Raw genomic sequence first — 20,408 nt, forward strand, 5'->3', positions numbered from 1 at the left:
GTCCTGGACAATGGACACATGGAGATTCTCTGGTTCCTGATCGCGCTCGGGCTGATCGTCGGCGTCCTGGGCCCCTTGGTGTTCCGCCGGCGCGGCGGCGGCATCCGGCAGGTGGCACCCGGCACCCCCGACGCGGCGGATCCCGAGGCGTACGGATTCGTGCGCCAGGAGGAGCAGGACGTACGGCTGCCGGGGCCGGACCGCGATCTGCTCGACGTGCTCGACGTCGTGCAGGCGACCCAGGACTGGCGGGCCGCCGCGCAGCTGTTGAAGGGCACCGAGAAGGAGGGGGAGACGCGCTGGCAGCGGGTCCAGGCCTTCGCGGGCGCCGCCTCCCTGGAGCTGGCCGAGCGGCCGGGCGTGGGCGGCGCGTGGCTGCGCTCGTGGAAGGCCGAGGCGCCGAAGGACGCCGGCGGCGCCCAGGTGTACGCGGAGTTCCTGGTGCAGCAGGCCTGGCGGTCCTCGACAGCTGGGAGCGACGACTTCCGGGTCATCCTGGAGGAGGCGCGCAAGGCGTGCGAGGAGGCGGCGCTGCTCGCCCCGGGCGACCCCGTGCCGTACATCTCCGAGCTGGCCGTGGCCCGTGGACTCGGTTACGCCCACGAGGAGTTCGACCTGCTGTGGGCGAAGGTCATCGACCGCGCGCCCGCGCACATGGGGGCGCACCTGGCGGCCCTGCACTACTGGTGCGAGAAGTGGCACGGCTCGCGCGAGGAGGCCGACCACTTCGCGACGACGGCCGCGGCCCGCGCCCCACAGGGTTCGCTGCTGGCCGCGCTGCCCTTGTTCGCCGTCTTCGAGAACCAGCCGGAGATCGTGGTCGGCGTGGACTTCCACCGCACGGCCGTGGTCACCAAGGCCGTCTCCGGCGCCCTGTACGCGGCGCACTCGGCGCGGCCGGACGACCCGATGCTCGCGCACGTACGCCATCTGCTGGTGTCCTTCCTGATCGGCGCGGAGCGCTGGGGCGAGGCGATGGCGCTGCTCGTGCACGTCGACGGGTACGTGGGCGCGCTGCCGTGGACGCTGACCGAGGACCCGGCGGCCGCGTACACGGCGTGCCGGAACCTGGCGGTGGCCGGCTACGAGTCCAACGGCGGCAGCCCGGCGACGCTGCTGCGGTAGGGAATCCCCGGGGGGCGGGGAGCGTTGTGGCGAGAGCCCACCGTCGAGGAGAGATGCAGCATGTTCCTGTCCCGCACCCCCGTCCTCCCCACTCCCGACCAGGCCCTGCGCGGGCGCCCCGAGCCCGAGTTCCCGGTCCCCGAGCGCCACACGGTCCTCGGCACCCCGCTCCTCGGCCCGTACCCGGAGGGCCTGGAGATCGCTGACTTCGCCCTGGGCTGCTTCTGGGGCGCCGAGCGCAAGTTCTGGCAGACCGAGGGCGTGTACACGACCCTGGTCGGCTACCAGGGCGGCTACACGGAGAACCCGCACTACGAGGAGGTCTGCTCGGGCCTCACCGGCCACACCGAGGTCGTCCGCGTGGTCTTCGACCCGTCGAAGGTCTCGTACGAGCGCCTCCTGAAGCTCTTCTGGGAGTCCCACGACCCGACCCAGGGCTTCCGCCAGGGCAACGACGTCGGCACCCAGTACCGCTCGGCCGTCTACACCCACTCGCCCGAGCAGGCCACCACCGCCGAGGCCTCCCGCGCGGCCTACCAGCAGGTCCTGACCGGCTCCGGCTACGGCACGATCAGCACCGAGATCCTCCCGGCCGAGGACCGCGCCTTCTACCCGGCCGAGGCCTACCACCAGCAGTACCTGGACAAGAACCCGGCGGGCTACTGCGGCATCGGCGGGACGGGCGTCTCGTGCCCGATCGGGGTGGCGAAGGCGGAGTAGGGCGCGCGGGGTCGGCGGCGGCCCGCGCCGACGGGCGGCGCGAGCCGGAGCCGTCCCCCGTCCGCGCGGGGAACGGCCCGGCTCCCGGTGCTCCTGTCAGTGAACGACCTCGACGGTGGCGACGGTGCTCGCCGCGACGTGGTCCGCGTCCCCGGCGTAGGTCACCGTGTACGCCGAGGTGCCGAGCCGCGTCGGGCGGTCGGTGACGGCGAAGGTCCCGTCGGCGGCGACGGCCGGGGCCGCCACGGGCACGCCGTCGCGCTTCACGACGACGGTGGTACCGGCCCCGTAGGGCAGTGACGAGCTCAGGGTGCCGCGCATCGTGAACTCCCTGCCGACGAGAGCGGTGGCAGGGGCGTCCACGGCAAGCGTGCCCGGCGCCTTGTCGGGGTCCTCGACGACGTCCAGGATCACCTGGGAGTCCATGGTGAACCGCACGGCGAACAGCCGGCTCTTGTCAGGTGCCCAGGCGAGCGACTGGGGCACCAGCTCGGGGTAGTAGCCGCTGGACAGGTCGACGGTCTGGACCGGAGTGGTCGCGCCGGGTCGGTACACCCAGACGTCCTTCTCCTCACCGAGCCCGATGCCCGCGGCAACGGTGCCGTCGGGGGCGACGGCCACCGTGATGGGGTAGACGCCGGTTTCGTAGCGGTGGACCTCGGTGAGGTCCGAGAGCCGGAACTCCTGGTGGTACTCGGGCGCCGTGGCGGCGGTGACGACGCTCCGGCCGTCCGGCGTGACGGCCATGTCCTGCACCGTCCCTCCGGGGGCCTCGTTGTACGCGGTCTCCCGCGCGAGGCCCGAGCCGACGTCGTAGACCCTCAGCGCGCCGGGCGACACCTCGGTCTCGCCGGCCACGAGCCGGTCGCTGTCGGCCGAGGCGGCCCTGAGCAGCGGCTGCCCGTACCAGGTCCCGGGGGGCACGTCGCCGAGGTCCACCGTCGGCTCCGGTGCCCCGATGCTGATCGAGCCGATGCCGCCGTTGCCGGTGTCGCCGTGGGAGAACCACAGCTTGCCCCCGGCGACGGCCAGGTTCTCCGGTTCGCCGACCCCGCCGATGGCGAACCGACGTGTCTCGCTCAGCGTGGTGGTGTCGACGGCGGCGATGGCGTCCGCCTCGGGCAGGGCGACGTACAGCGTCTTCTCGTCGCCGGACAGGGCCAGCCCCCAAGCACCCTCGAGGTGCTCGATGGTCGTGATGAGCCGGCCGTCGAAATCGCTGACGACCACGGCGTCGTTGCCCGGCGCGCTGCTGTACACCTGCCGGTGCGTGCCGTCGGCGACGGTCTGCCGGTGCGACGACACGGGCAGGACATGGGCGCTGTCGGCCAGCGCGCTGCCCGGAACGGTCAGGACGGACAGCGACGCGGCGATCGTGACCGTCGCCGCCACCCCCGCGAATCTCCTCGTGCGCACGTGCGCTCGTTCCCCTCCTCGGCCGCCGCGGTGTGCGGCGGAGCTGCGCGGAGCCTAAGCCGTGCTGCGGGAACGGGGCCACGGAATTCAGGGCGGCGTGCTGTCAGTTCCGGTCCGCCCGCCCCTCTCCGCACGTCGCCAGCGAGCACCAGCGGCGGCGGCCGGACTCGTCGAGGAAGAGCCAGCCGCAGTCGGCGCTCGGGCAGGCGCGCAGGGTGAGGCGGCGGGGGTCGGTGAGGAGATCGGCGGCGGCGCGGGCGGTGGCGTGCAGGGGGAGGTCGAGGCCCGCGGAGGGGGCGAGGCGCCATTGGGCCAGACCGTCGGGGCCGAGGGTGAGGACGGCGGCGCGGGCGGCCTGCTGGGCGACGGCGGCGACCGTGCGGAAGGCGCGGGTGTCGGCCGGGTCGGTGAGGCAGGCGTAGAGGGCGGCGCGGAAGGCCTTGGCCTCGGCGAGGGCGGTGGCGGCCGCCTCGGGGCGGGCGGCGGCCTCCTTGAGGAGGTGGTCCACGAGGGGGACGTCGGCCAGGTCGTGGTGGCCGGCCCAGACGGCGAGGGTCTCGTAGCCGCGGAGCCAGTCGGAGCCGGGGACCTCGGGGCTGTGGTGCCAGCCGGCGTAGGTGTTGCAGAACTCCAGGGCCGGATGGCCGCTGGTGGTCCAGGGGAGCCACTGGTCGCGGACGCGGACCGCGTAGAGCGGGGCCGGGGGGCGGTCCAGGCGGGGGTCGCCGGCCAGGATGCGGTCGTGGAGGGTGGTGAGGGCGGGGCCGGGGTCGATGCCGAGTTCGGTGACGAGGTGGTGGCGGGTGGTGCGGAAGAGTTCCAGTGCCTCGGCCTGCCGGCCGGCCCGGTAGAGGGCGGTCATGAGGGCGGCCGTCAGCCGTTCCCTGCCGGGGAGTTCGGTGGCGAGCGGGCCGAGGTCGGCGAGGACGCGGGTGTGCAGGCCCATGGTGAGCTGGGTCTCGGCGCGTTGTTCCAGGGCGGTGCGGCGCAGTTCGGCGAGCCGTCCGCCGAGCCGGTCGCGCAGGGTCGCGTCGACGGTGCCGTCGAGCAGCGGGCCGCGCCAGAGGGCGAGCGCCCGGTCGTAGCAGCGCACCTGTTCGCCGGGGTCGCCGGCCACCGCGGCCTGGCCGGCGAGATCGAGGAACTCGCGCACGTCCACGGTGTATTCGGCCAGGTCGACCGCGTAGCCGTCGTGCCGGGTGGTCACGGTCACGCCGTACGGCCTGAGGGCGGCCCGGACCCGGCCGACGTAGGTGTGCACCGTGGCGCGCGCGGAGGCGGGCGGGGCGCCGTTCCACAGCAGGTCGGCGATCCGGGGCACGGGCACGACCCGGCCCGCGTCGAGCAGCAGGATCGCCAGCAGGCACCGTTCCTGGCGGCGGGTGCCGAGCTCGACGCGTATCCCCTGGTGGCGGGCCTCGAAGGGGCCGAGGAGGCGGAAGTCCATGGGCCGGGAGCGTAGGCGGGATCGGAGCCGCGCGGCACCCGTGTCACAGGCCGCTCCGCCGTCTCGTCCCCTGAGGGGAGAGGTCCTCCCGGCGGGATGGTGATGATCATGCGGGTGTTCGTGGCGGGCGGGACCGGGGCGCTGGGGCGACGGCTCGTCCCGCGGCTCGTGGCGCGTGGGCACCGCGTGACGGCGACGACGACGAGCGGGGCCGGGCTCGCCGTGGCCGCCCGGCTCGGCGCGCGGGGCGTGCTGATGGACGGGCTCGACGCGATGTCGGTCGGTGAGGCGGTGGGCAGGGCGCGGCCGGACGTGATCGTGCACCAGATGACCGCGCTCCCGGCGACGCTCCGGGGGAAGCCCGGCATCGGACGTCCGGACCGTCTGCCCGGGACCACGATCCGGCTGCGCACCGAGGGCACGGACCACCTCTTGGCCGCCGCCGAGGCGATCGGGGTGCCGCACGTCGTCGCGCAGAGCCTCGCCTCCTGGAACGGGATCCGCCGGGGCGGCTGGGTGAAGACCGAGGAGGACCCGCTCGACCTGTACGAGGGGACTCCGGCGTTCCCCGGCATGGTCGCCGTCCGCCATGTCGAGGAGGCGGTCCTCGCGTACGGCGGCGCGGCCCTGCGCTACGGCTGCCTCTACGGGCCGGGCGCCGTCGTCGCCCAGGTCGGGCTGGTGCGCGGGAGGCGGCTGCCGCTCACCGGTGGCGGTACCGGCCACACCTCGTGGGTGCACCTGGACGACGCGGCGGACGCGACCGTGCTCGCCGTGGAACGGAGGGCGCGGGGGGTGTTCAACATCGTCGACGACGAACCGGCCCCGGCGAGCGAGTGGCTGCCGCACCTCGCCGCGTGCGCGGGTGCGGCACGGCCCCTGCGGCTGCCCAGATGGTCCGTTCGCCTGCTCGCGGGCGATCTTGCGGTGATCATGATGACGGAGGGGCGCGGCTTCTCCAACGCGAAGGCCAGAGCGGAGTGGGGCTGGCAGCTGCGGCACCCGTCGTGGCGGCAGGGATTCGAGGAGGAGCTGGCGTGAACCAGAGGGACGCGGAGAAGACCGAGGAGTTCCAGGAACTGCGGCCGCTGCTGTTCTCGATCTCGTACCGGATCCTCGGCAGCGTGAGCGAGGCCGAGGACGCGGTCCAGGAGACCTGGCTGCGCTACGCGGCGTCCTCGACCCGCCCGGTCTCGCCGAAGGCCTTCCTGTCGGCGACCGTCACCCGGATCTCCATCGACGTGCTGCGCTCGGCGCGGGTCCGGCGGGAGGAGTACGTCGGGCAGTGGCTGCCCGAGCCGCTGCTCTCCGACCCGTACGAGGACCCGGAGCGAGCGGCGGAGCTGGCCGACTCGGTGTCGATGGCGGCCCTGCTGCTGCTCGAACGCCTCAGCCCGCTGGAGCGCGCCGTCTTCGTGCTGCGGGAGGTGTTCGCCTTCGGCTTCCCCGACGTCGCCGCGGCGGTCGGGCGCTCGGAGGCGGCCTGCCGCCAGCTCGCCGTACGGGCGCGCAAGCACATGCAGGAGGGCCGCCCCCGCTACGAGGCGGACCGTGCGGAGCGGGAGGAGCTCGCGGCCCGCTTCTTCCAGGCGCTGCGGGAGGGCGAGGTCGAGGAGCTGCGCGAGCTGCTGTCCGCCGACGCCCAACTGGTCGGGGACGGCGGCGGCAAGGCACCTCAGCTGGCCCGCGTCATCGTCGGCGCCGACAAGGTGTCCCGCCTGCTCGCCTCGTACATCGGCGCGCTCGACAGCATCGCGGTGACCCTGGAGACCCACGAGGTGAACGGCCGGCCGGGTGCCGTCTTCCGCGACCGCGACGGCAAGGTGCTCACCACCTGGACGCTCGACATGGTCGACGGGCACGTCCGGTCGATCCACACCGTGGTCAACCCCGAGAAGCTCGGGCACCTGGGGCCGGTGGCGGACGGCTGGGCGATCGCCGAGGAGGTGAAGCGGGCGCGCCGGGCCGCGCGCGGCTGACCTGCGGGTGCGGGGCGTGGTCAGGATGTGGTCAGAGCGCGCCGGGAGGGTGAGCGACGACGGCGCGGCGAAGCGCCGAAGACCCGACCATCCCTCCCACCAAGGAGTTCCCATGCGACGCACGCTCGTCCCGCTCGCGGCGGCCGGAGCCGCCCTGCTCGCCACGGCGGCCCCCGCGGCCGCCCAGGATCCCGTCGGCGGCTGGGAGCCCGCGCCCTCCCCCGCCTGGTCCTACCCGGCCGGTGCGCGCTGCGACTTCGCCGTCCGGGGCGCGCCGGTGGTCGACGAGGTCGTGAAGCGCACGGTCGCGACCTACGCGGACGGCACGAAGGTGGTGGAGTACAAGGGCGATCTGGTGGTCCGGGTCGTCAACTCCGCGACCGGCGCCTCGTACGACGCGGACGCGAGCGGCCGTGCGCTGGTCGAGGTCCGGCCGGACCGCTCTCAGCGCTGGTACGTGGCGGGACCGATCCTCGCGGGCTTCGGCGAGGGCGGCGGCAATGTCGCCCGCGGCCTGTACACGGTGGACGGCATCTACACGCTGGACGTCTCGCCCACCGGGTACAAGACGCTGACCATGCTGTCCGGCTCGACCGACGCCCTCTGCGACAAGATCGACTGACGGTTCCTCAGTACGTGGCCGCGCGCAGGGCCGCCGCGGTGGCGGCGGCCTCGTACCCCTCGGGGACTCCGTCGATCAGCAGGACGTCGCCGTGCATGTGCCGGGTGCGGAGCGGGATCAGGGCCTGGTAGGGCTCGGAGTCGTACCAGGCGCGGGCGTCCGCGAGGCTCGGGAAGCCGATGATGACGACGGCGCCGGGCCACGCGCCCTCGCGGACCTCGCGGGCGGGGGCGCCGTGCACCAGGAAGCGGCCGCCGAAGGGGTCGAGGGTGTCCTGGATGCGCTCCATGTAGTCGAAGACCTCCTCGTCGAGGACGGGCTTCGGGTGCAGGTTTCCGATGGCGTATGCGGTCATGGGAACAGCGTGCCGGGGCATGCCCTGCGGGTCGATTACCCCCGACGTCATGCCCCGGCACGCCGGTCGGCCGGACCGCTGGTCGAAGGCCGGGCGGTCGGTCGAAGGCCGGGGCGGTCGGTCGAGGGCCGGGCGCCCGGTCCAAGGCCGGGCGGCCTTGGACCGCCCGGCCGGTGATCAGATCGTCGACGCGTCGATCACGAAGCGGTAGCGCACGTCGGACGCCTCGACCCGCGCGTAGGCCTCGTTGACCTGGTCGGCGGTGATCAGCTCGATCTCGGCGCCCAGGCCGTGCGCGGCGCAGAAGTCCAGCATCTCCTGGGTCTCCTTGATGCCGCCGATCATCGAACCGGCCAGCGTCTTGCGGCCGCCGATGAGGGAGAACAGACCGACCTTGACCGGCTCCTCCGGGGCGCCGACGTTCACCAGCGCGCCGTCGGTCTTGACGAGGCTCAGGTAGGCGTCGAAGTCCAGCGGCGCCGAGACCGTGGAGATCACCAGGTCGAAGCTGCCGCGCAGGGCCGCGAAGGTCTCCGGGTCGCTGGTGGCGTAGTAGTGGTCGGCGCCCAGCTCGAGGGCGTCCTCCTGCTTCTTCAGGGACTGGCTGAGGACGGTCACCTCGGCGCCGAGCGCGTGGGCGATCTTGACGCCCATGTGGCCGAGGCCGCCCAGGCCGACGATCGCGACCTTCTTGCCGGGGCCGGCCTGCCAGTGGGCCAGCGGGGAGTAGAGGGTGATGCCGGCGCACAGCAGCGGGGCGGCGGCGTCGAGCGGGACGCCCTCGGGGATGCGCAGGGTGTAGTTCTCGTCGACGACGATGTGGGTGGAGTAGCCGCCGTAGGTCGGCTCCCCGTTCTTGTCGAGGGCGTTGTACGTGCCGGTCATGCCCTTGACGCAGTACTGCTCCAGGCCCTGGCGGCAGTACTCGCACTCACGGCAGGAGTCGACGAAGCAGCCGACGCCGACGCGGTCGCCGACCTGGTGCTTCGTGACGCCGGGGCCGACCTCGGTGACGATGCCGGCGATCTCGTGGCCGGGGACCATCGGGAAGATGCCCTCGCCCCAGCCGTTGTGGGCCTGGTGGATGTCGGAGTGGCAGATGCCGGCGTACTTGATCTCGATGAGGACGTCGTGCTCCCCGACGGCACGGCGCGGGACGGTGGTGCGCTCCAGCGGGGCGTCGGGGGCGGGTGCGGCGATGGCGGAGACGGTCGTCGTGGTCATGGCTGAAAGCCTGCCGGACGGATCCGGACGTACCCAGCCCCCTGCTCTGCCTACGACCGGTGTTCCTACCACTGGCAGGGTCAGGAACGTACGTCCGGTGCCGCGCCGGACCGGGAATACTGGGGAGGTATGGACCTCAGTGCCGAACTCAGCGAATTCCTCCGGACCCGCCGGGCACGCCTGAAGCCGCAGGACGTGGGCCTGCCCGAGTTCGGGCGCCACCGCCGGGTGCCGGGCCTGCGCCGCGAGGAGCTGGCGCAGCTGGCCGGGGTGTCCGTGGCGTACTACACGCGCCTCGAACAGGGCAACGGCAAGAACGTGTCCATGGAGGTCCTTGACGCGATCGCGCGGGCGCTTCGGCTCAGCGACACCGAGCGGGCGCATCTGACGCACCTGGCGAAGCCGACCGTGAAGAAGCGGCAGCGGGCGGCGATCACCCGCCCCCAGAAGGTGCGGCCGGGCCTCGCGCATCTCCTCGACGCCATGGAGGGCGTGCCGGCCTTCGTCCTGGGGCGGCGGGGCGACATCCTGGCGTGGAACCGGATGGCGCGGGCGCTGCTCGGCGACTTCGAGGCCTGGGAGCCGCGCGAGCGGAACATGGCCCGGATGATCTTCCTCGACGCGAACGCGCGCGATCTGTACGTCGACTGGGAGTGCAAGGCGACCGAGGTCGTGAGCGTGCTGCGGCTGTACGCCGGCATGTATCCGGACGATCAGGAGCTGCTGTCCCTGGTGGGCGAACTGTCGGTCAGGAGCGAGCAGTTCCGCTCGCTCTGGGCGGCGCACACGGTGACCGACAAGGGGCACGGCACGAAGCGGCTGCGGCATCCGCTGGTGGGCGAGATGACGCTGGCGTACGAGTCCCTGAGGGTGTCCGGCGACGACCCGGACCTGGTCCTGGTGACGTACCACGCGGAGCCGGGCTCGCCGTCGGCGGACGCGCTGCGGCTGCTCGCGCAGTGGGGCGTGGACGAGCCGGCGGACGCACGGCCGTAGCCCGCCGCGGACGGCCGGCGCGGCTCCGCACGGACCGGCGGGGGCCGCCCCTCACGGACGGTGGACGGAGCCCCGCACGGACCGCCGGCGCGGCCCCGCCCGAACGCCGGCGGGGCCCGCACGGACTGCGGGCGCGCCCCCGGGACGCGGCCCCGGAAGCGGAACGGCCCCCTCGCCTTCGGGCGAGGGGGCCGTTCGCACGGGTGCGGACCGTCGGTCAGGCGGCGGAGCCGGCCTTCCACTCCGACCAGCTCATGTTCCAGCCGTTGAGGCCGTTGTCGGGAGCGATCGTCTTGTCCTTGGAGTTCTTGACGACGACCACGTCACCGATGATCGAGTGGTCGAAGAACCAGGCGGCCTGCTGGTTGGGGTCGCCGGCGCCCTTGACGTCGGCGAGGCCCACGCAGCCGTGGCTGGTGTTGACGCTGCCGAAGATGGAGCGCGAGCCCCAGTAGTTGCCGTGGATGAAGGTGCCCGAGGTGGACAGGCGCATGGCGTGCGGCACGTCCTTGATGTCGTACTCGCCCTTGCCGTCGGAGTCGGTGAAGCCGACGGTGGCGCCGTTCATCCGGGTCTCCTTGAACTTCTCGGAGATCACCATCTCACCGTTGTAGGTGGTGTTCTCCGGGGAGCCCGCCGAGATCGGGATGGTCTTGATCGTGCGGCCGTCCTGCTTGACCGTCATGGTCTTGGCGGACACGTCGACGACGGAGACCTGGTTGCGGCCGATCTTGAAGGTGACCGTCTTCTTCTGGACGCCGAAGACGCCGTTGGCGCCCTCGACTCCGTCGAGGTCCAGCTTCATGGTGACGGTCGAGCCCTCGGTCCAGTACTTCTCGGGACGGAAGTCGATCCGCTGCGCGTTGAACCAGTGGCCGACGACCTCCTGGCCGGAGCTGGAGGTCACCGAGATGCCGCCCTGGACGGCCTTCTTGTCGGTGATCGACTTGTTGAAGGTGATCGAGACGGGCATGCCGACGCCGACGGTGGAGCCGTCCTCCGGCGTGAAGTTGCCGATGAAGCTGTTGGCCTTCGACACGGTGGTGAAGGAGGCGTTCTCGTGTGCCTCAAGGCCGCCGGCGTCCTTGGCGGTCGCGGCGATCTTGTAGACGGTGCCGCGCTTGAGCTGGCCGCTCGGCTTCCAGCTGAGGCCGTCCGCGGCTATCTCACCCTTGACGGTCTCGCCCTCGGCGGAGGTCATGGTGACCTCGGTGAGCTTGCCGTCGGCGACGGTGACCTTGGCGTCGTCGTTGATCGAGGCGTTCTGGGAGCCGTTCTTCGGCGAGATGGTGATCTGCGCCTTGGAGGTCTTCTGCGCGGCGGCCTCGTCGACCTGGGCCTGTGACTGCTGCGAGGCGTCGGCGGCGCCGCCCTTGTCGCTGTCGCTGCACGCCGAGAGCACCAGCACGCCGCCGAGCACCGCGGCGGCCGCCGCCAGGCTCTTACGGCGCTTGCCGTACGTCATCACACGCTTCTCCATCGTCGCCGATTACCTGCCACTTCCCACTGAAACGCCCATGCCGACCCTCCGGTTCCGTCACCGGGGGGTTTGTGGGGAACACCACTGATCGACACGCACCGGCGGAGCGAGCGGTTCCCGGGTCCTTCCCGGCACGGGAGAGGGCCCCGGGACGACTCCGCCCCGAGGCCCTCCTGGCGGGGGGTCGTGGGCTCAGGTGCGCTCTTCCTCGTCGTCTTCCCGCCCATTATCTTCGTCGTCGAGCTCCCACTCCATCGCATCGGGGTCGTACTCGATCTCCTCGGTGCTCCAGGAGGCCTGCACCATCTCGACGCCGGGGACGGTGGTGACCAGGTCGAAGGGCTCGACGAGGTAGGCCAGCGCCTCCGCGCTGTCCTCGGCGACGGCGGCGCGGGCGTGCACCCGCTCCTCCTCCGGCATGAACTCGTCGGCGTCGATCCGGCCGACGGCGGCCTCGGCCAGCTCGGCGGGTCCGTCGACCTCCAGGACCAGATCGACCCGAAGGCGTACATAGCGAGATGTCTCGGAAGTGCTCATGGGCGGAGCGTAGAGCGCCGGGAGGCCTCGGCTTTCCTGCGACCCGCTGTGTTCCGTAGCATCGCCCCACCTACCAATTCGCGGTTTCCGCAAGGGGGATCAGAAACTCGTGTCCGTCGCCCGACGCCCGCTGCTCACCGCCACTGCCGCGGGGACCCTGCTCTGCGCGCTGTGGTTCGTGCCGTCCGCGAACGCCACCGGCGACCAGGGCAGAGCGGACCACTCCCCGTCGGTCGTGACGGAGCCCCAGGACGACGGGCGGCTCGCGGAGACCGGCGGCGTCGACACCACGCCGTACGTGCTCGGGGGGACGCTGTTCCTGGGCGTGGGCGCGGGCTTCGTGACCCTGGCGATGCGCCGCGGGGGCCGGGCCTCCTGACGTCCGCGGGAGACGCGGAAAGGGCCGCCCCCGGAGTCCGGGAGCGGCCCTCGCGCCGTGTCGCGGGTTACGCGAGGGGGCCGGTGACCGGCTCGACGGCGGCGACCAGTCGGCCCTCGCGCACGAAGGCGTCGGCGGCGGCCAGGTCGGGGGCGAGGAAACGATCCGGCCCGGGACCCTCGACACCGGCGGCGCGGAGGGCCGCGATGGCGGCGGCGGAGGCGGGCGCCGGGCTCAGGCCGTGGCGGAGCTCGATGCCCCGGGTGGCGGCGTAGAGCTCGACGGCGATGATCCGGTTGAGGTTGTCGATCGCCGTGCGCAGCTTGCGGGCGGCGGACCAGCCCATGGAGACGTGGTCCTCCTGCATGGCCGAGGACGGGATGGAGTCGGCGGAGGCCGGGACGGCGAGCCGCTTCATCTCGCTGACCAGGGCGGCCTGCGTGTACTGGGCGATCATCAGGCCGGAGTCGACGCCGGCGTCGTCGGCGAGGAACGGCGGCAGGCCGTGCGAGCGGTTCTTGTCGAGGAGCCGGTCGGTGCGGCGCTCGGCGATGGAGCCGAGGTCGGCGGCGGCGATCGCGAGGAAGTCGAGGACGTACGCGACCGGGGCGCCGTGGAAGTTGCCGTTGGAGCGGACCGTGCCGTCGCCGAGGACGACCGGGTTGTCGACGGCGGCGGCGAGCTCGCGCTCGGCGACGGTCAGGGCGTGGGCCATGGTGTCGCGGCCGGCGCCGGCCACCTGCGGGGCGCAGCGCACCGAGTAGGCGTCCTGGACGCGCGGGGCCTCGCCGCTCTGGTAGTGGCCGGTGAGCTCGGAGCCCTTGAGGACGGCCAGCATGTTGGCGGCGGAGGCGGCCTGGCCCGGGTGCGGGCGGATGGCGTGCAGCTCGGGCTCGAGGACCTTCTCGGTGCCGAGGAGGGCCTCGAGGGAGAGCGCGGCGGTGACGTCGGCCGACTTGTAGAGGTTGTCGAGGTCGGCGAGGGCCATGATCAGCATGCCGAGCATGCCGTCGGTGCCGTTGAGGAGGGCCAGGCCCTCCTTCTCGCGGAGCTCGACGGGCTCGATGCCGGCGGCGGCGAGCAGCTCGCCGGCCGGCTTGACCGCACCGTCGGGGCCCTCGGCGTCGCCCTCGCCCATGAGCGCCAGGGCGCAGTGGGAGAGCGGGGCGAGGTCGCCGGAGCAGCCGAGCGAGCCGTATTCGTGGACGACGGGGGTGATCCCGGCGTTGAGCAGGTCGGCCATGGTCTGGGCGACCTCGGGGCGGACACCGGTGTGACCGGAGCACACGGTCTTGAGGCGCAGGAACATCAGCGCACGCACGACCTCGCGCTCGACGCGCGGGCCCATGCCGGCGGCGTGCGAGCGGACGATGTTGCGCTGGAGCTGGGTGCGCAGCTCATGGCCGATGTGCCGGGTGGCGAGGGCGCCAAAGCCGGTGGAGACGCCGTAGACCGGCTCCGGCTTGGCGGCGAGCGCGTCCACGGTGGCGCGGGCGGCGGCCAGCGCCTGGACGGCCTCGGATGACAGCTCGACGCGCGCGCCGTGGCGGGCGACGTCGATGACGTCCTGCGGGGTGGTGCCGGACGTCCCAAGGACGACAGTCTGCATATCCATATTCAGCACCCTACGGACTGAAGAGCGCCATGTCACTAGATGGCCGGCGTGAGGCTCTCGTTCCCAGTCTGCGCGAGCGGTGCGGTCCGGTCCTGGGCAGCGGCCCCGGTCGGCGAAGAAGTGGCGGCCCACCTCGGGGTACGTCGCAGGCGACGATGCCGGGGCGCACGGGCGACCCGGTTCGAGCGGGTCGGGCCGACCGTCGCCGTCGGCGCTCAGACCGCGCGGCTGGACCGGGAGAGCAACTCGGCCCGTAGAGACGGCCCTTCACTCGCAAGGGGCATATTCACTCGCCGCATCCGCGCCATCACTCTCCGTGCGGTACGGTTCACGCAAAACGGCCCCCGCGATGGTTGCACCCATCCGCGAGGGCCTCGACCACTAGTGGAAGCCAGTCCACCGTGATGTACAGGAACTTTATCGCGCCCTCGTGCGGCTACACCCAGTTCTCCCACGAGATCATCCGGCACCCGCGCCTCAGCTCAGACGCCGTACGGCTTCTGACCTGGCAGCTTTCACTGCCCGACGGCGCACGGGAGTCGCTGTCGCGCTCCGCCGAACGTGCCCGGATCGGGGCATGCGCGTTCACCCGGGCGAAGCGGCAGCTGAAGGAGGAGGGGTTCGTCCACGAGCGGCGGGTGCAAGGGCCCGGTGGGCGTTGGGTGACCCAACAGCTCGTCTCCAACCTGCCGTTGAGTGCGGCCGAGGCCGCCAAGCTGTTCGGGCGGATGCCCGTACCGGGTCCGGGGATTCCGGCCGTCGGTGATCCGACACCCCGGTCCACCGACGGTCATCCCGAGAAAGACCGTGTCGAAGACACTTCCCACCCTCCATCCGCGCCGTACCTGCGCGGGCAGAGCGCGCCCGAGCCGGATACGTCGGAGCAGGCCGTACCCGAGCCGTACGCGCCCCCGCCGGACATCCCCGCAGAGGCCCACGCTCTCGCCGGTGCGCTGTCGGCCCTCTCGCCCGCCCTCCGGCACATCCCGCCTGGTATGCGGCCCGAGTTGGCCGGGCTCGCCGCCCGCTGGCTGGCCGCCGGCCACAGCGCCGCCGACATCCGGGCCCACGTCCTACGCGGTCTGCCCGGCGACGGCACGCCCGTGCACCGGCCCGGCGGGCTCGTACGGTACCTGCTCCGGGAGGTCCCGCCCGTGAGCCCCGTACCCCCGCCGCCCGAGCCTCCCTCCCGGACCCGCCTCTCGGCGCGGCTGGCCGCCGCCCGGGAGTGCGAGGGCGAGCACCTGCAGCCGATGCTGTTCCGGCCGGTCGGGGGCGAGACGCTCTGCCCCGCCTGTTCCCCTGTCAGTCCCGTCCCGTGAGGGTGGGGCGCCGGGGTGCAGTCACTGGCCCACTCGGCCGTCGATCCGCTCGCGCAGGAGGTCGGCGTGCCCGCAGTGCCGCGCGTACTCGGCGATCTGGGCCACCAGGATCTCGCGGAGCGGGGCCTCCCCGGTCCGCGTGCCGAGGTCGGCGTGACCTGCGATGAAACGGTCGGTCAGTTCCCTCTCGGTCCGCCAGCGGTGCCACGCGTCCGCCACGAGCGCAGGGTCGGCGGTCGCGCCGTTCCAGTCGCCGTCGCGGTCTTCGGCGGTCCGGTAGATCCTGGGCGAGTCCTCGCCGGCCATCCGGCGGAAGTGCCGCTCGTCCTCGGCCATGTGCCGCACCAGCCCGAGCAGGGACATCGTGGACGGCGGTACGGAGCGCCGGGCCATCTGTTCGGCGTCCAGGCCCCCGCACTTCATCTCCACGGTGAGACGGAAGTAGCGCAGGCTCTCCAGCAGGGAGCCGCGTTCGTCGACCGTCTCGACCTCGGTCTCGCGCGGGTCGTCGTCCGGGTCGACCCACATGTCGGGATAGACGGTGGCGGGGGTCCACCGCGTCACCGCCGCTTCGTTGCCACGCTCTTCCGAATCCACGGACGCATCGTGGTGCACCTCGACTCCGTCCGCCACCGAGTTGTCACCTCCGGGCGGCCACGCCCGTCCCTACAACGGCGGGGCGTCGCGGAAGCGGCGGCGGTCACGGGCGCCGGGCGGGGCGTCGGCGAGGCGGATGACCGCGCCGTCGCGCCCCGCCACCACGGGCTTCGCCGAACGGGCGGCCTTGGCCTGGTACTGGGCCGCGTCGGCGAGACGGAAGAGACGGCGGGCCGACTTCAGCGGGCCGATCGGGTCACCGGTCGAGGCGACCCCGCACGCGACGCCCTCTCCGAGCTCCAGCTCCGCGGCCCGCACGCACAGCTCCTCCGCGACCGCCACCACCTCGTCGGCGGTCGGTCCGACCGTGAGCAGACAGAACTCGTCACCTCCGAGCCGGGCCGCGAGCGCGCCCGGGAGCATCGCCCCGCACCGTGACAGAACGGAGCCGAACCGTTCCAGCAGCCGGTCACCGACCGCGTGCCCGTGAGTGTCGTTGACGTGCTTCAGGCCGTTCAGGTCGCACACCATCAGGCTCACCACGGAGCCGTCGACCCGGTAGCGCTCGATCGCCTGGTCGAGCCGGGTGTCGACGGCCCGACGGTTGGCGAGCCCGGTCAGCGGGTCGGTGAAGGCGAGCTTGCGGACCTCCTCCAGGCGCTCGGCCTGGGCGATCCCCGCCGCGACGACCGCCGCGAGCACGGTCGCGAAGTCGGCTTCGTCCCGGCGGAAGGACACCGCCCCGGCCGGCCTGGCCACGTACAGCTCGCCCCAGGCCCGCCCGTGCAGCACGATCGGCGCGACCACGCAGCAGCCGCGCCCGCGCCGCCGCAGGCCGGTGACCCGGCCGGTCGGGACCCGGTCGGCCGCGGTCTCGACCCAGGCGTCTGGCTCGCCGCCGCCCGCCCACTGCTCGTGCAGGAACTCGGTGATCTCCGGGAACTGGTGGACGGGGTACGTCTCGGAGTCCGGGAACTCCTCCTCCCCCGGCGCCCGCTCCCCGGCGTTCACCAGGACCTTCAGGCGGCCGTGGTCCCGCTCCCAGACGGAGAGCGCCGCGAAGCTGCCGCCGAGCGCCTCGCAGGCGCCCAGCGCCGCGGCCCGCCAGAACTCGCGCGGGGTGTGCGCCGCCGCCATCGCCTGCGCCAGCGCCACTACGGCCCGCAACCGCACGTCCTCACCCATTCCTCCAGCTTAGGGAGGTTTGATCGGTTTTCCCTTCCGGGACGTCACAGAAAGTTACACATAGTGAGAATGGGGATGGTTCGGATACGGCATTCCCGATACGGCATCCCCGTCGGCGCCCCTCGCCGACGGCGCGCGGCTACTCGCCCGGCCACTCCGGCTTCCGCTTCTCGTTGAAGGCCGCCACGCCCTCCGCCCGGTCGCCCGAGAAGGCCACCGACCGCCAGGCCGCGTCCTCGACCTCCAGGCCCGCCCGCAGGTCCAGCCCCTGACCGAGGCGCATGGCCTTCTTGGCGGCGCGCAGGCCGACCGGCGAGTTGGCGGCGATCCGGCCGGCCAGCTCCAGGGCGGCCGTCCGTGCGTCGTCCTCCAGGAGGTCGACCAGACCGAGCTCACGGGCCTCGGCGGCCTCCACCCGGCGGGCCGTGAAGACCAGCTCGGCGGCGCGCGCCGCGCCCACGCGGCGCGGCAGCAGCTGCGTACCGCCGCCGCCGGGGATCACGCCCACGGAGACCTCCGGGAGCCCGACCACGGCGGTCGCGTCGGCCACGATGACGTCACAGGCCAGGGCCAGCTCGAAGCCGCCACCGAGGGCGAAGCCGTGCACGGCGGCGACGGTCGGCATGGGCAGCTCCAGGACGCCGGTGTACGCCGCCCGGGCGACCGGCCGCTGCCGCACGAGCTCGGCGTCGCTGAAGGAGTTGCGCTCCTTGAGGTCGGCGCCGACGCAGAAGGCGCGGTCGTTGGACGAGGTCAGCACGGTGACCCGTACGGAAGGGTCGGCGGCCAGGGCGTCGCAGGCGGCACCGAGCGAGCGGGCCATCTCCGAGGAGACCGCGTTCATCGCCTTGGGCCGGTCGAGGACGAGCTCGGCGACGTGCCCGGCCCCCTCCTTGCGGACCACCACGAACTCACCAAAACGCTGCTCGGACATGCTGAGGGCCCTCCCGGTCGACGCCTGTTAACGGGTGTTAACGGCTGTTCACCGGAGATCCTAGGGCCTGCCCGGCGGATCGGGGCCGGATGGGCCGCGGCATCCGGCACGGTGCACGGCAAGGCGCCGGAGCGCCTTCGTGGCGGAGCCGCCCGGGCACGTCGACAGCGCGTGGCCGTCCGGGCACGTCGGCAGCGCGGAGCCGTCCAGGCACGTCGGCAGCGCGGCCGGGCGGCGTGCCGGGCGCCGCGGGCCCGGCCCTGATCGGCCGGACGGGCCCCGGCTAGGTCGGACGGCGGCTCAGCAGCCAGGGCTCCACGACGCCGAGTCCGCGCACCGGGCGCTGCCACATCGGCTGGAGCGCGAAGCGGTACGTCGGAGGCTGCTCGCCCTCCTTCTCGGCGTGGGCGGCCTCCTCGGCCGCCTTCGTCTCGGAGACGGGCGCCTCGCCGGTCCTGGTGAGCTCCTCGGCGAGGGCGCTGTCGACCAGGACGGCGTCCTTGGGCGCTATCGAGGTGAGCCGGCTGGCCAGGTTGACGGTGGTGCCGAAGACGTCGCCCATCCGGGTCGTCACGGTGCCGAAGGAGAGGCCGACGCGCAGCGCCGGCATGGTCTCGTCGTGGCTGAGGGTCTCGATGAGCCGGAGGCCGATCTCGGCGGCGGTGCCGGCGTCGTCGGCGCAGTAGAGCACCTCGTCGCCGAGGGTCTTGATGAGCCGGCCGCCGTGCGCGGCGACCAGGTCGGCGCAGGTGGTCTCGAAGGCCTCCACGAGCTCGCCGAGCTCCTCCTCCTCCAGGCGCCGGGTGAGCCGGGTGAAGCCGACGAGGTCGGCGAAGCCGACCGCGAGCCGCCGGTCGACCATCTCCTCGTCGTCGGCGGCCTGCACGACCCGGCCGGTGGCGGCGGCGAGCTGGCGGCGCCACACGTAGATCAGGAACTCCTCCAGTTCGGGCAGGAGCAGCTCGACCAGCGGGTAGGTGACCTCGGTGCGGGTCATGCCGGGCTCGGGCGGTTCGGTGAGGCCTTCCAGGAAGGAGTCGATCTGCCACTCGGCGAGCCGGGCGGTGGTCTGACCGGTGGAACGGGCCACCTGCACGGCCATCGGCTCGCTGAGCAGTCCGGCCTCGACCAGACCGGCGAGGCGGCGCAGCGCGAGCACGTCGGCCTCGGTGAGGGCCTTGGCCTGGCCGATGTCGGCGAAGCCCATGGCGCGCCAGAAGCGGGAGGCGAGCTCCATGGAGACGCCGGCGGTGCGGGCGGCCTGGAACGGGGTGTAGCGGCGGTCTGCGCCGAGGATGAGCTGTTCGAGGCGGATCGCCAGGGGGTCGTCGGTCGGTTCGGCCGTGTGGTCGACGACATGGTGGGGCGTGGGATAGGTGGGATTCGTGGCTGGCTGCTCGGCCCCGGCGCCGTTGTTCGCGTCGTCGACGGTCACCGGCCGCCTCCTGCCCGTTCCCTGCCCACTGTCCTGCCGATCTGTCGCGTGGATGACCCTTCACGCGTCGCGCTCCACGAATCGCGCTCCACGATACGACAGGTGTGTGCTGGCTCACGCCCGAACCGGCCGTGCGCGCGGCAGCCGACCGGTTCGGACGCTTCCCGGCCGGGTCAGTCGGCCGCCCGCAGGTGGACGATGTCGCCGGCCGCGACGGCCTCCGTGCCGCCGCCCTCGGTCTCGACCACCAGCCGCCCGTCGCCGTCGACGGCGACGGCGTCCCCTTCGAGCATGCGCTCGCCGGGCAGGTCGGCGCGGACCCGGCGGCCCAGGGTGGCGCAGCCGGCCGTGTAGGCCTCCTGGAGCCCGGAGGCGACCGGGTCGCCGTCGGCGCGGACCCAGTCGCCGTACCCGTGCTCCAGGGAGCGCAGGATGGCCCGCAGGAGGGTGTCGCGGTCGGTCGAGACGGCGTCGGCGAGGAGCAGGGAACCGGCCGCGGGGACCGGGAGCTCCTCCTCACGGAGGGTGACGTTGATGCCGAGGCCGACGACGATGCCGTCCGCTCCGGCCCGCTCGGCGAGGATGCCGCCGGCCTTGCGTTCCTCGCCGCCGACCCGCACGAGCAGGTCGTTCGGCCATTTGAGGGAGAGGTCGACGCCGCCGGCCTTGGCGAGGCCGCCGGCGGCTGCCACGCCGGTCAGCAGCGGCAGCCAGCCCCAGCGGTGCACGGGCACGGCCGGCTTGAGGAGGACGGAGACGAAGATGCCGGAGCGGGCCGGGGCGGTCCAGGTGCGGTCGAGACGGCCGCGTCCGGAGGTCTGCTCCTCGGCGACGAGGACGGCGCCTTCGGGCAGTTCGTCGGCGCGGGCGGCGAGGTCGGAGTTGGTGGAGCCGGTGGACTCGACCACGTCGAGGGAGGTCCACAGTCCGTCGGGGAGCACGAGCGCGTGGCGCAGCGCGGGAGCGTTGAGGGGCGGCCGGTCGAGGTCCGACCAGCGTCCCGCTGAGCCTTGGGAGGACGTCATGCAAGCCAGCGTAGG

The 20,408-nt window shown here is 73.1% G+C and carries 20 protein-coding genes; 8 read left to right on the forward strand and 12 right to left on the reverse strand.

The window, feature by feature from the left end:
• The first annotated feature begins 18 nt into the window (after window positions 1-18).
• Window positions 19-1,125 carry a hypothetical protein gene (locus AB0M16_RS28710; protein ID WP_365347938.1) on the forward strand — a complete coding sequence of 369 codons (1,107 nt, stop codon included), beginning with the start codon at window positions 19-21 and terminating at the stop codon, window positions 1,123-1,125.
• 60 nt (window positions 1,126-1,185) lie between these two features.
• Window positions 1,186-1,845, forward strand: a complete 660-nt coding sequence (msrA, locus tag AB0M16_RS28715) for a peptide-methionine (S)-S-oxide reductase MsrA (protein ID WP_365347940.1) — start codon at window positions 1,186-1,188, stop codon at window positions 1,843-1,845.
• 96 nt (window positions 1,846-1,941) lie between these two features.
• Here the strand turns inward: msrA and AB0M16_RS28720 are convergent, their stop codons facing one another.
• A complete protein-coding gene (locus AB0M16_RS28720) occupies window positions 1,942-3,261 on the reverse strand; it encodes a hypothetical protein (protein ID WP_365347942.1) in 1,320 nt (439 codons plus the stop codon).
• Window positions 3,262-3,364: 103 nt separating this feature from the next.
• Window positions 3,365-4,708: a BTAD domain-containing putative transcriptional regulator gene (locus AB0M16_RS28725; RefSeq protein ID WP_365347944.1), complete on the reverse strand. Its 1,344-nt coding sequence runs from the start codon at window positions 4,706-4,708 to the stop codon at window positions 3,365-3,367.
• Between the two features lie 108 nt (window positions 4,709-4,816).
• On the opposite strand from AB0M16_RS28725, the gene AB0M16_RS28730 reads away from it, so the two are divergent.
• From AB0M16_RS28730 to AB0M16_RS28740, 3 genes are all read left to right on the forward strand, one after another.
• Window positions 4,817-5,749: an NAD(P)-dependent oxidoreductase gene (locus AB0M16_RS28730; RefSeq protein ID WP_365347946.1), complete on the forward strand. Its 933-nt coding sequence runs from the start codon at window positions 4,817-4,819 to the stop codon at window positions 5,747-5,749.
• Window positions 5,746-6,687 (forward strand): RNA polymerase sigma-70 factor, encoded by a 942-nt coding sequence (locus tag AB0M16_RS28735; RefSeq protein WP_365347948.1) that lies wholly within the window; start codon window positions 5,746-5,748, stop codon window positions 6,685-6,687. Before AB0M16_RS28730 ends, AB0M16_RS28735 begins: the two co-directional genes overlap by 4 nt.
• Before the next feature lie 112 nt (window positions 6,688-6,799).
• Window positions 6,800-7,309 carry a hypothetical protein gene (locus tag AB0M16_RS28740; protein ID WP_365347950.1) on the forward strand — a complete coding sequence of 170 codons (510 nt, stop codon included), beginning with the start codon at window positions 6,800-6,802 and terminating at the stop codon, window positions 7,307-7,309.
• Window positions 7,310-7,316: 7 nt separating this feature from the next.
• On the opposite strand, the gene AB0M16_RS28745 is transcribed toward AB0M16_RS28740, so the two are convergent.
• Window positions 7,317-7,664 carry a DUF1330 domain-containing protein gene (locus tag AB0M16_RS28745; RefSeq protein WP_365347952.1) on the reverse strand — a complete coding sequence of 116 codons (348 nt, stop codon included), beginning with the start codon at window positions 7,662-7,664 and terminating at the stop codon, window positions 7,317-7,319.
• 177 nt (window positions 7,665-7,841) lie between these two features.
• Window positions 7,842-8,888, reverse strand: coding sequence for an NAD(P)-dependent alcohol dehydrogenase (locus tag AB0M16_RS28750; RefSeq protein WP_365347954.1), 1,047 nt, complete (start codon window positions 8,886-8,888; stop codon window positions 7,842-7,844).
• 129 nt (window positions 8,889-9,017) lie between these two features.
• Here AB0M16_RS28750 and AB0M16_RS28755 point away from each other — a divergent pair, with 129 nt between their 5' ends.
• The gene (locus AB0M16_RS28755) at window positions 9,018-9,884 is read left to right on the forward strand and encodes a helix-turn-helix transcriptional regulator (RefSeq protein WP_365347956.1); all 867 of its coding nucleotides are present in this window, start codon (window positions 9,018-9,020) and stop codon (window positions 9,882-9,884) included.
• A gap of 217 nt (window positions 9,885-10,101) precedes the next feature.
• Here AB0M16_RS28755 and AB0M16_RS28760 read toward each other — a convergent pair whose 3' ends face one another.
• Window positions 10,102-11,364 (reverse strand): Ig-like domain-containing protein, encoded by a 1,263-nt coding sequence (locus AB0M16_RS28760; RefSeq protein WP_365347958.1) that lies wholly within the window; start codon window positions 11,362-11,364, stop codon window positions 10,102-10,104.
• A gap of 192 nt (window positions 11,365-11,556) precedes the next feature.
• Window positions 11,557-11,901 carry a hypothetical protein gene (locus AB0M16_RS28765; RefSeq protein WP_365347960.1) on the reverse strand — a complete coding sequence of 115 codons (345 nt, stop codon included), beginning with the start codon at window positions 11,899-11,901 and terminating at the stop codon, window positions 11,557-11,559.
• Window positions 11,902-12,010: 109 nt separating this feature from the next.
• On the opposite strand from AB0M16_RS28765, the gene AB0M16_RS28770 reads away from it, so the two are divergent.
• Window positions 12,011-12,280 carry a hypothetical protein gene (locus AB0M16_RS28770; RefSeq protein ID WP_365347962.1) on the forward strand — a complete coding sequence of 90 codons (270 nt, stop codon included), beginning with the start codon at window positions 12,011-12,013 and terminating at the stop codon, window positions 12,278-12,280.
• A gap of 67 nt (window positions 12,281-12,347) precedes the next feature.
• Here AB0M16_RS28770 and hutH read toward each other — a convergent pair whose 3' ends face one another.
• On the reverse strand, window positions 12,348-13,889 hold the full coding sequence (gene hutH / locus AB0M16_RS28775) for a histidine ammonia-lyase (protein ID WP_365348002.1): 1,542 nt from the start codon (window positions 13,887-13,889) through the stop codon (window positions 12,348-12,350).
• 410 nt (window positions 13,890-14,299) lie between these two features.
• On the opposite strand from hutH, the gene AB0M16_RS28780 reads away from it, so the two are divergent.
• Window positions 14,300-15,217 (forward strand): hypothetical protein, encoded by a 918-nt coding sequence (locus AB0M16_RS28780; protein WP_365347964.1) that lies wholly within the window; start codon window positions 14,300-14,302, stop codon window positions 15,215-15,217.
• 21 nt (window positions 15,218-15,238) lie between these two features.
• On the opposite strand, the gene AB0M16_RS28785 is transcribed toward AB0M16_RS28780, so the two are convergent.
• The 5 genes from AB0M16_RS28785 to AB0M16_RS28805 all read right to left on the reverse strand — a co-directional run bounded on the left by AB0M16_RS28785 (window position 15,239) and on the right by AB0M16_RS28805 (window position 20,393).
• The gene (locus AB0M16_RS28785) at window positions 15,239-15,745 is read right to left on the reverse strand and encodes a DinB family protein (protein WP_365348004.1); all 507 of its coding nucleotides are present in this window, start codon (window positions 15,743-15,745) and stop codon (window positions 15,239-15,241) included.
• 138 nt (window positions 15,746-15,883) lie between these two features.
• Window positions 15,884-16,999 (reverse strand): GGDEF domain-containing protein, encoded by a 1,116-nt coding sequence (locus AB0M16_RS28790; RefSeq protein WP_365347966.1) that lies wholly within the window; start codon window positions 16,997-16,999, stop codon window positions 15,884-15,886.
• Between the two features lie 139 nt (window positions 17,000-17,138).
• Window positions 17,139-17,933, reverse strand: coding sequence for an enoyl-CoA hydratase-related protein (locus AB0M16_RS28795; RefSeq protein ID WP_365347968.1), 795 nt, complete (start codon window positions 17,931-17,933; stop codon window positions 17,139-17,141).
• A 283-nt stretch (window positions 17,934-18,216) separates the two neighbouring features.
• Complete coding sequence (locus AB0M16_RS28800) at window positions 18,217-19,368, reverse strand: adenylate/guanylate cyclase domain-containing protein (RefSeq protein ID WP_365347970.1); 1,152 nt, start codon at window positions 19,366-19,368, stop codon at window positions 18,217-18,219.
• Between the two features lie 173 nt (window positions 19,369-19,541).
• On the reverse strand, window positions 19,542-20,393 hold the full coding sequence (locus tag AB0M16_RS28805) for a biotin--[acetyl-CoA-carboxylase] ligase (RefSeq protein ID WP_365347972.1): 852 nt from the start codon (window positions 20,391-20,393) through the stop codon (window positions 19,542-19,544).
• Window positions 20,394-20,408: the final 15 nt, after the last annotated feature.

Source organism: Streptomyces sp. NPDC051921 (assembly GCF_040680975.1).
Taxonomy (GTDB): domain Bacteria; phylum Actinomycetota; class Actinomycetes; order Streptomycetales; family Streptomycetaceae; genus Streptomyces.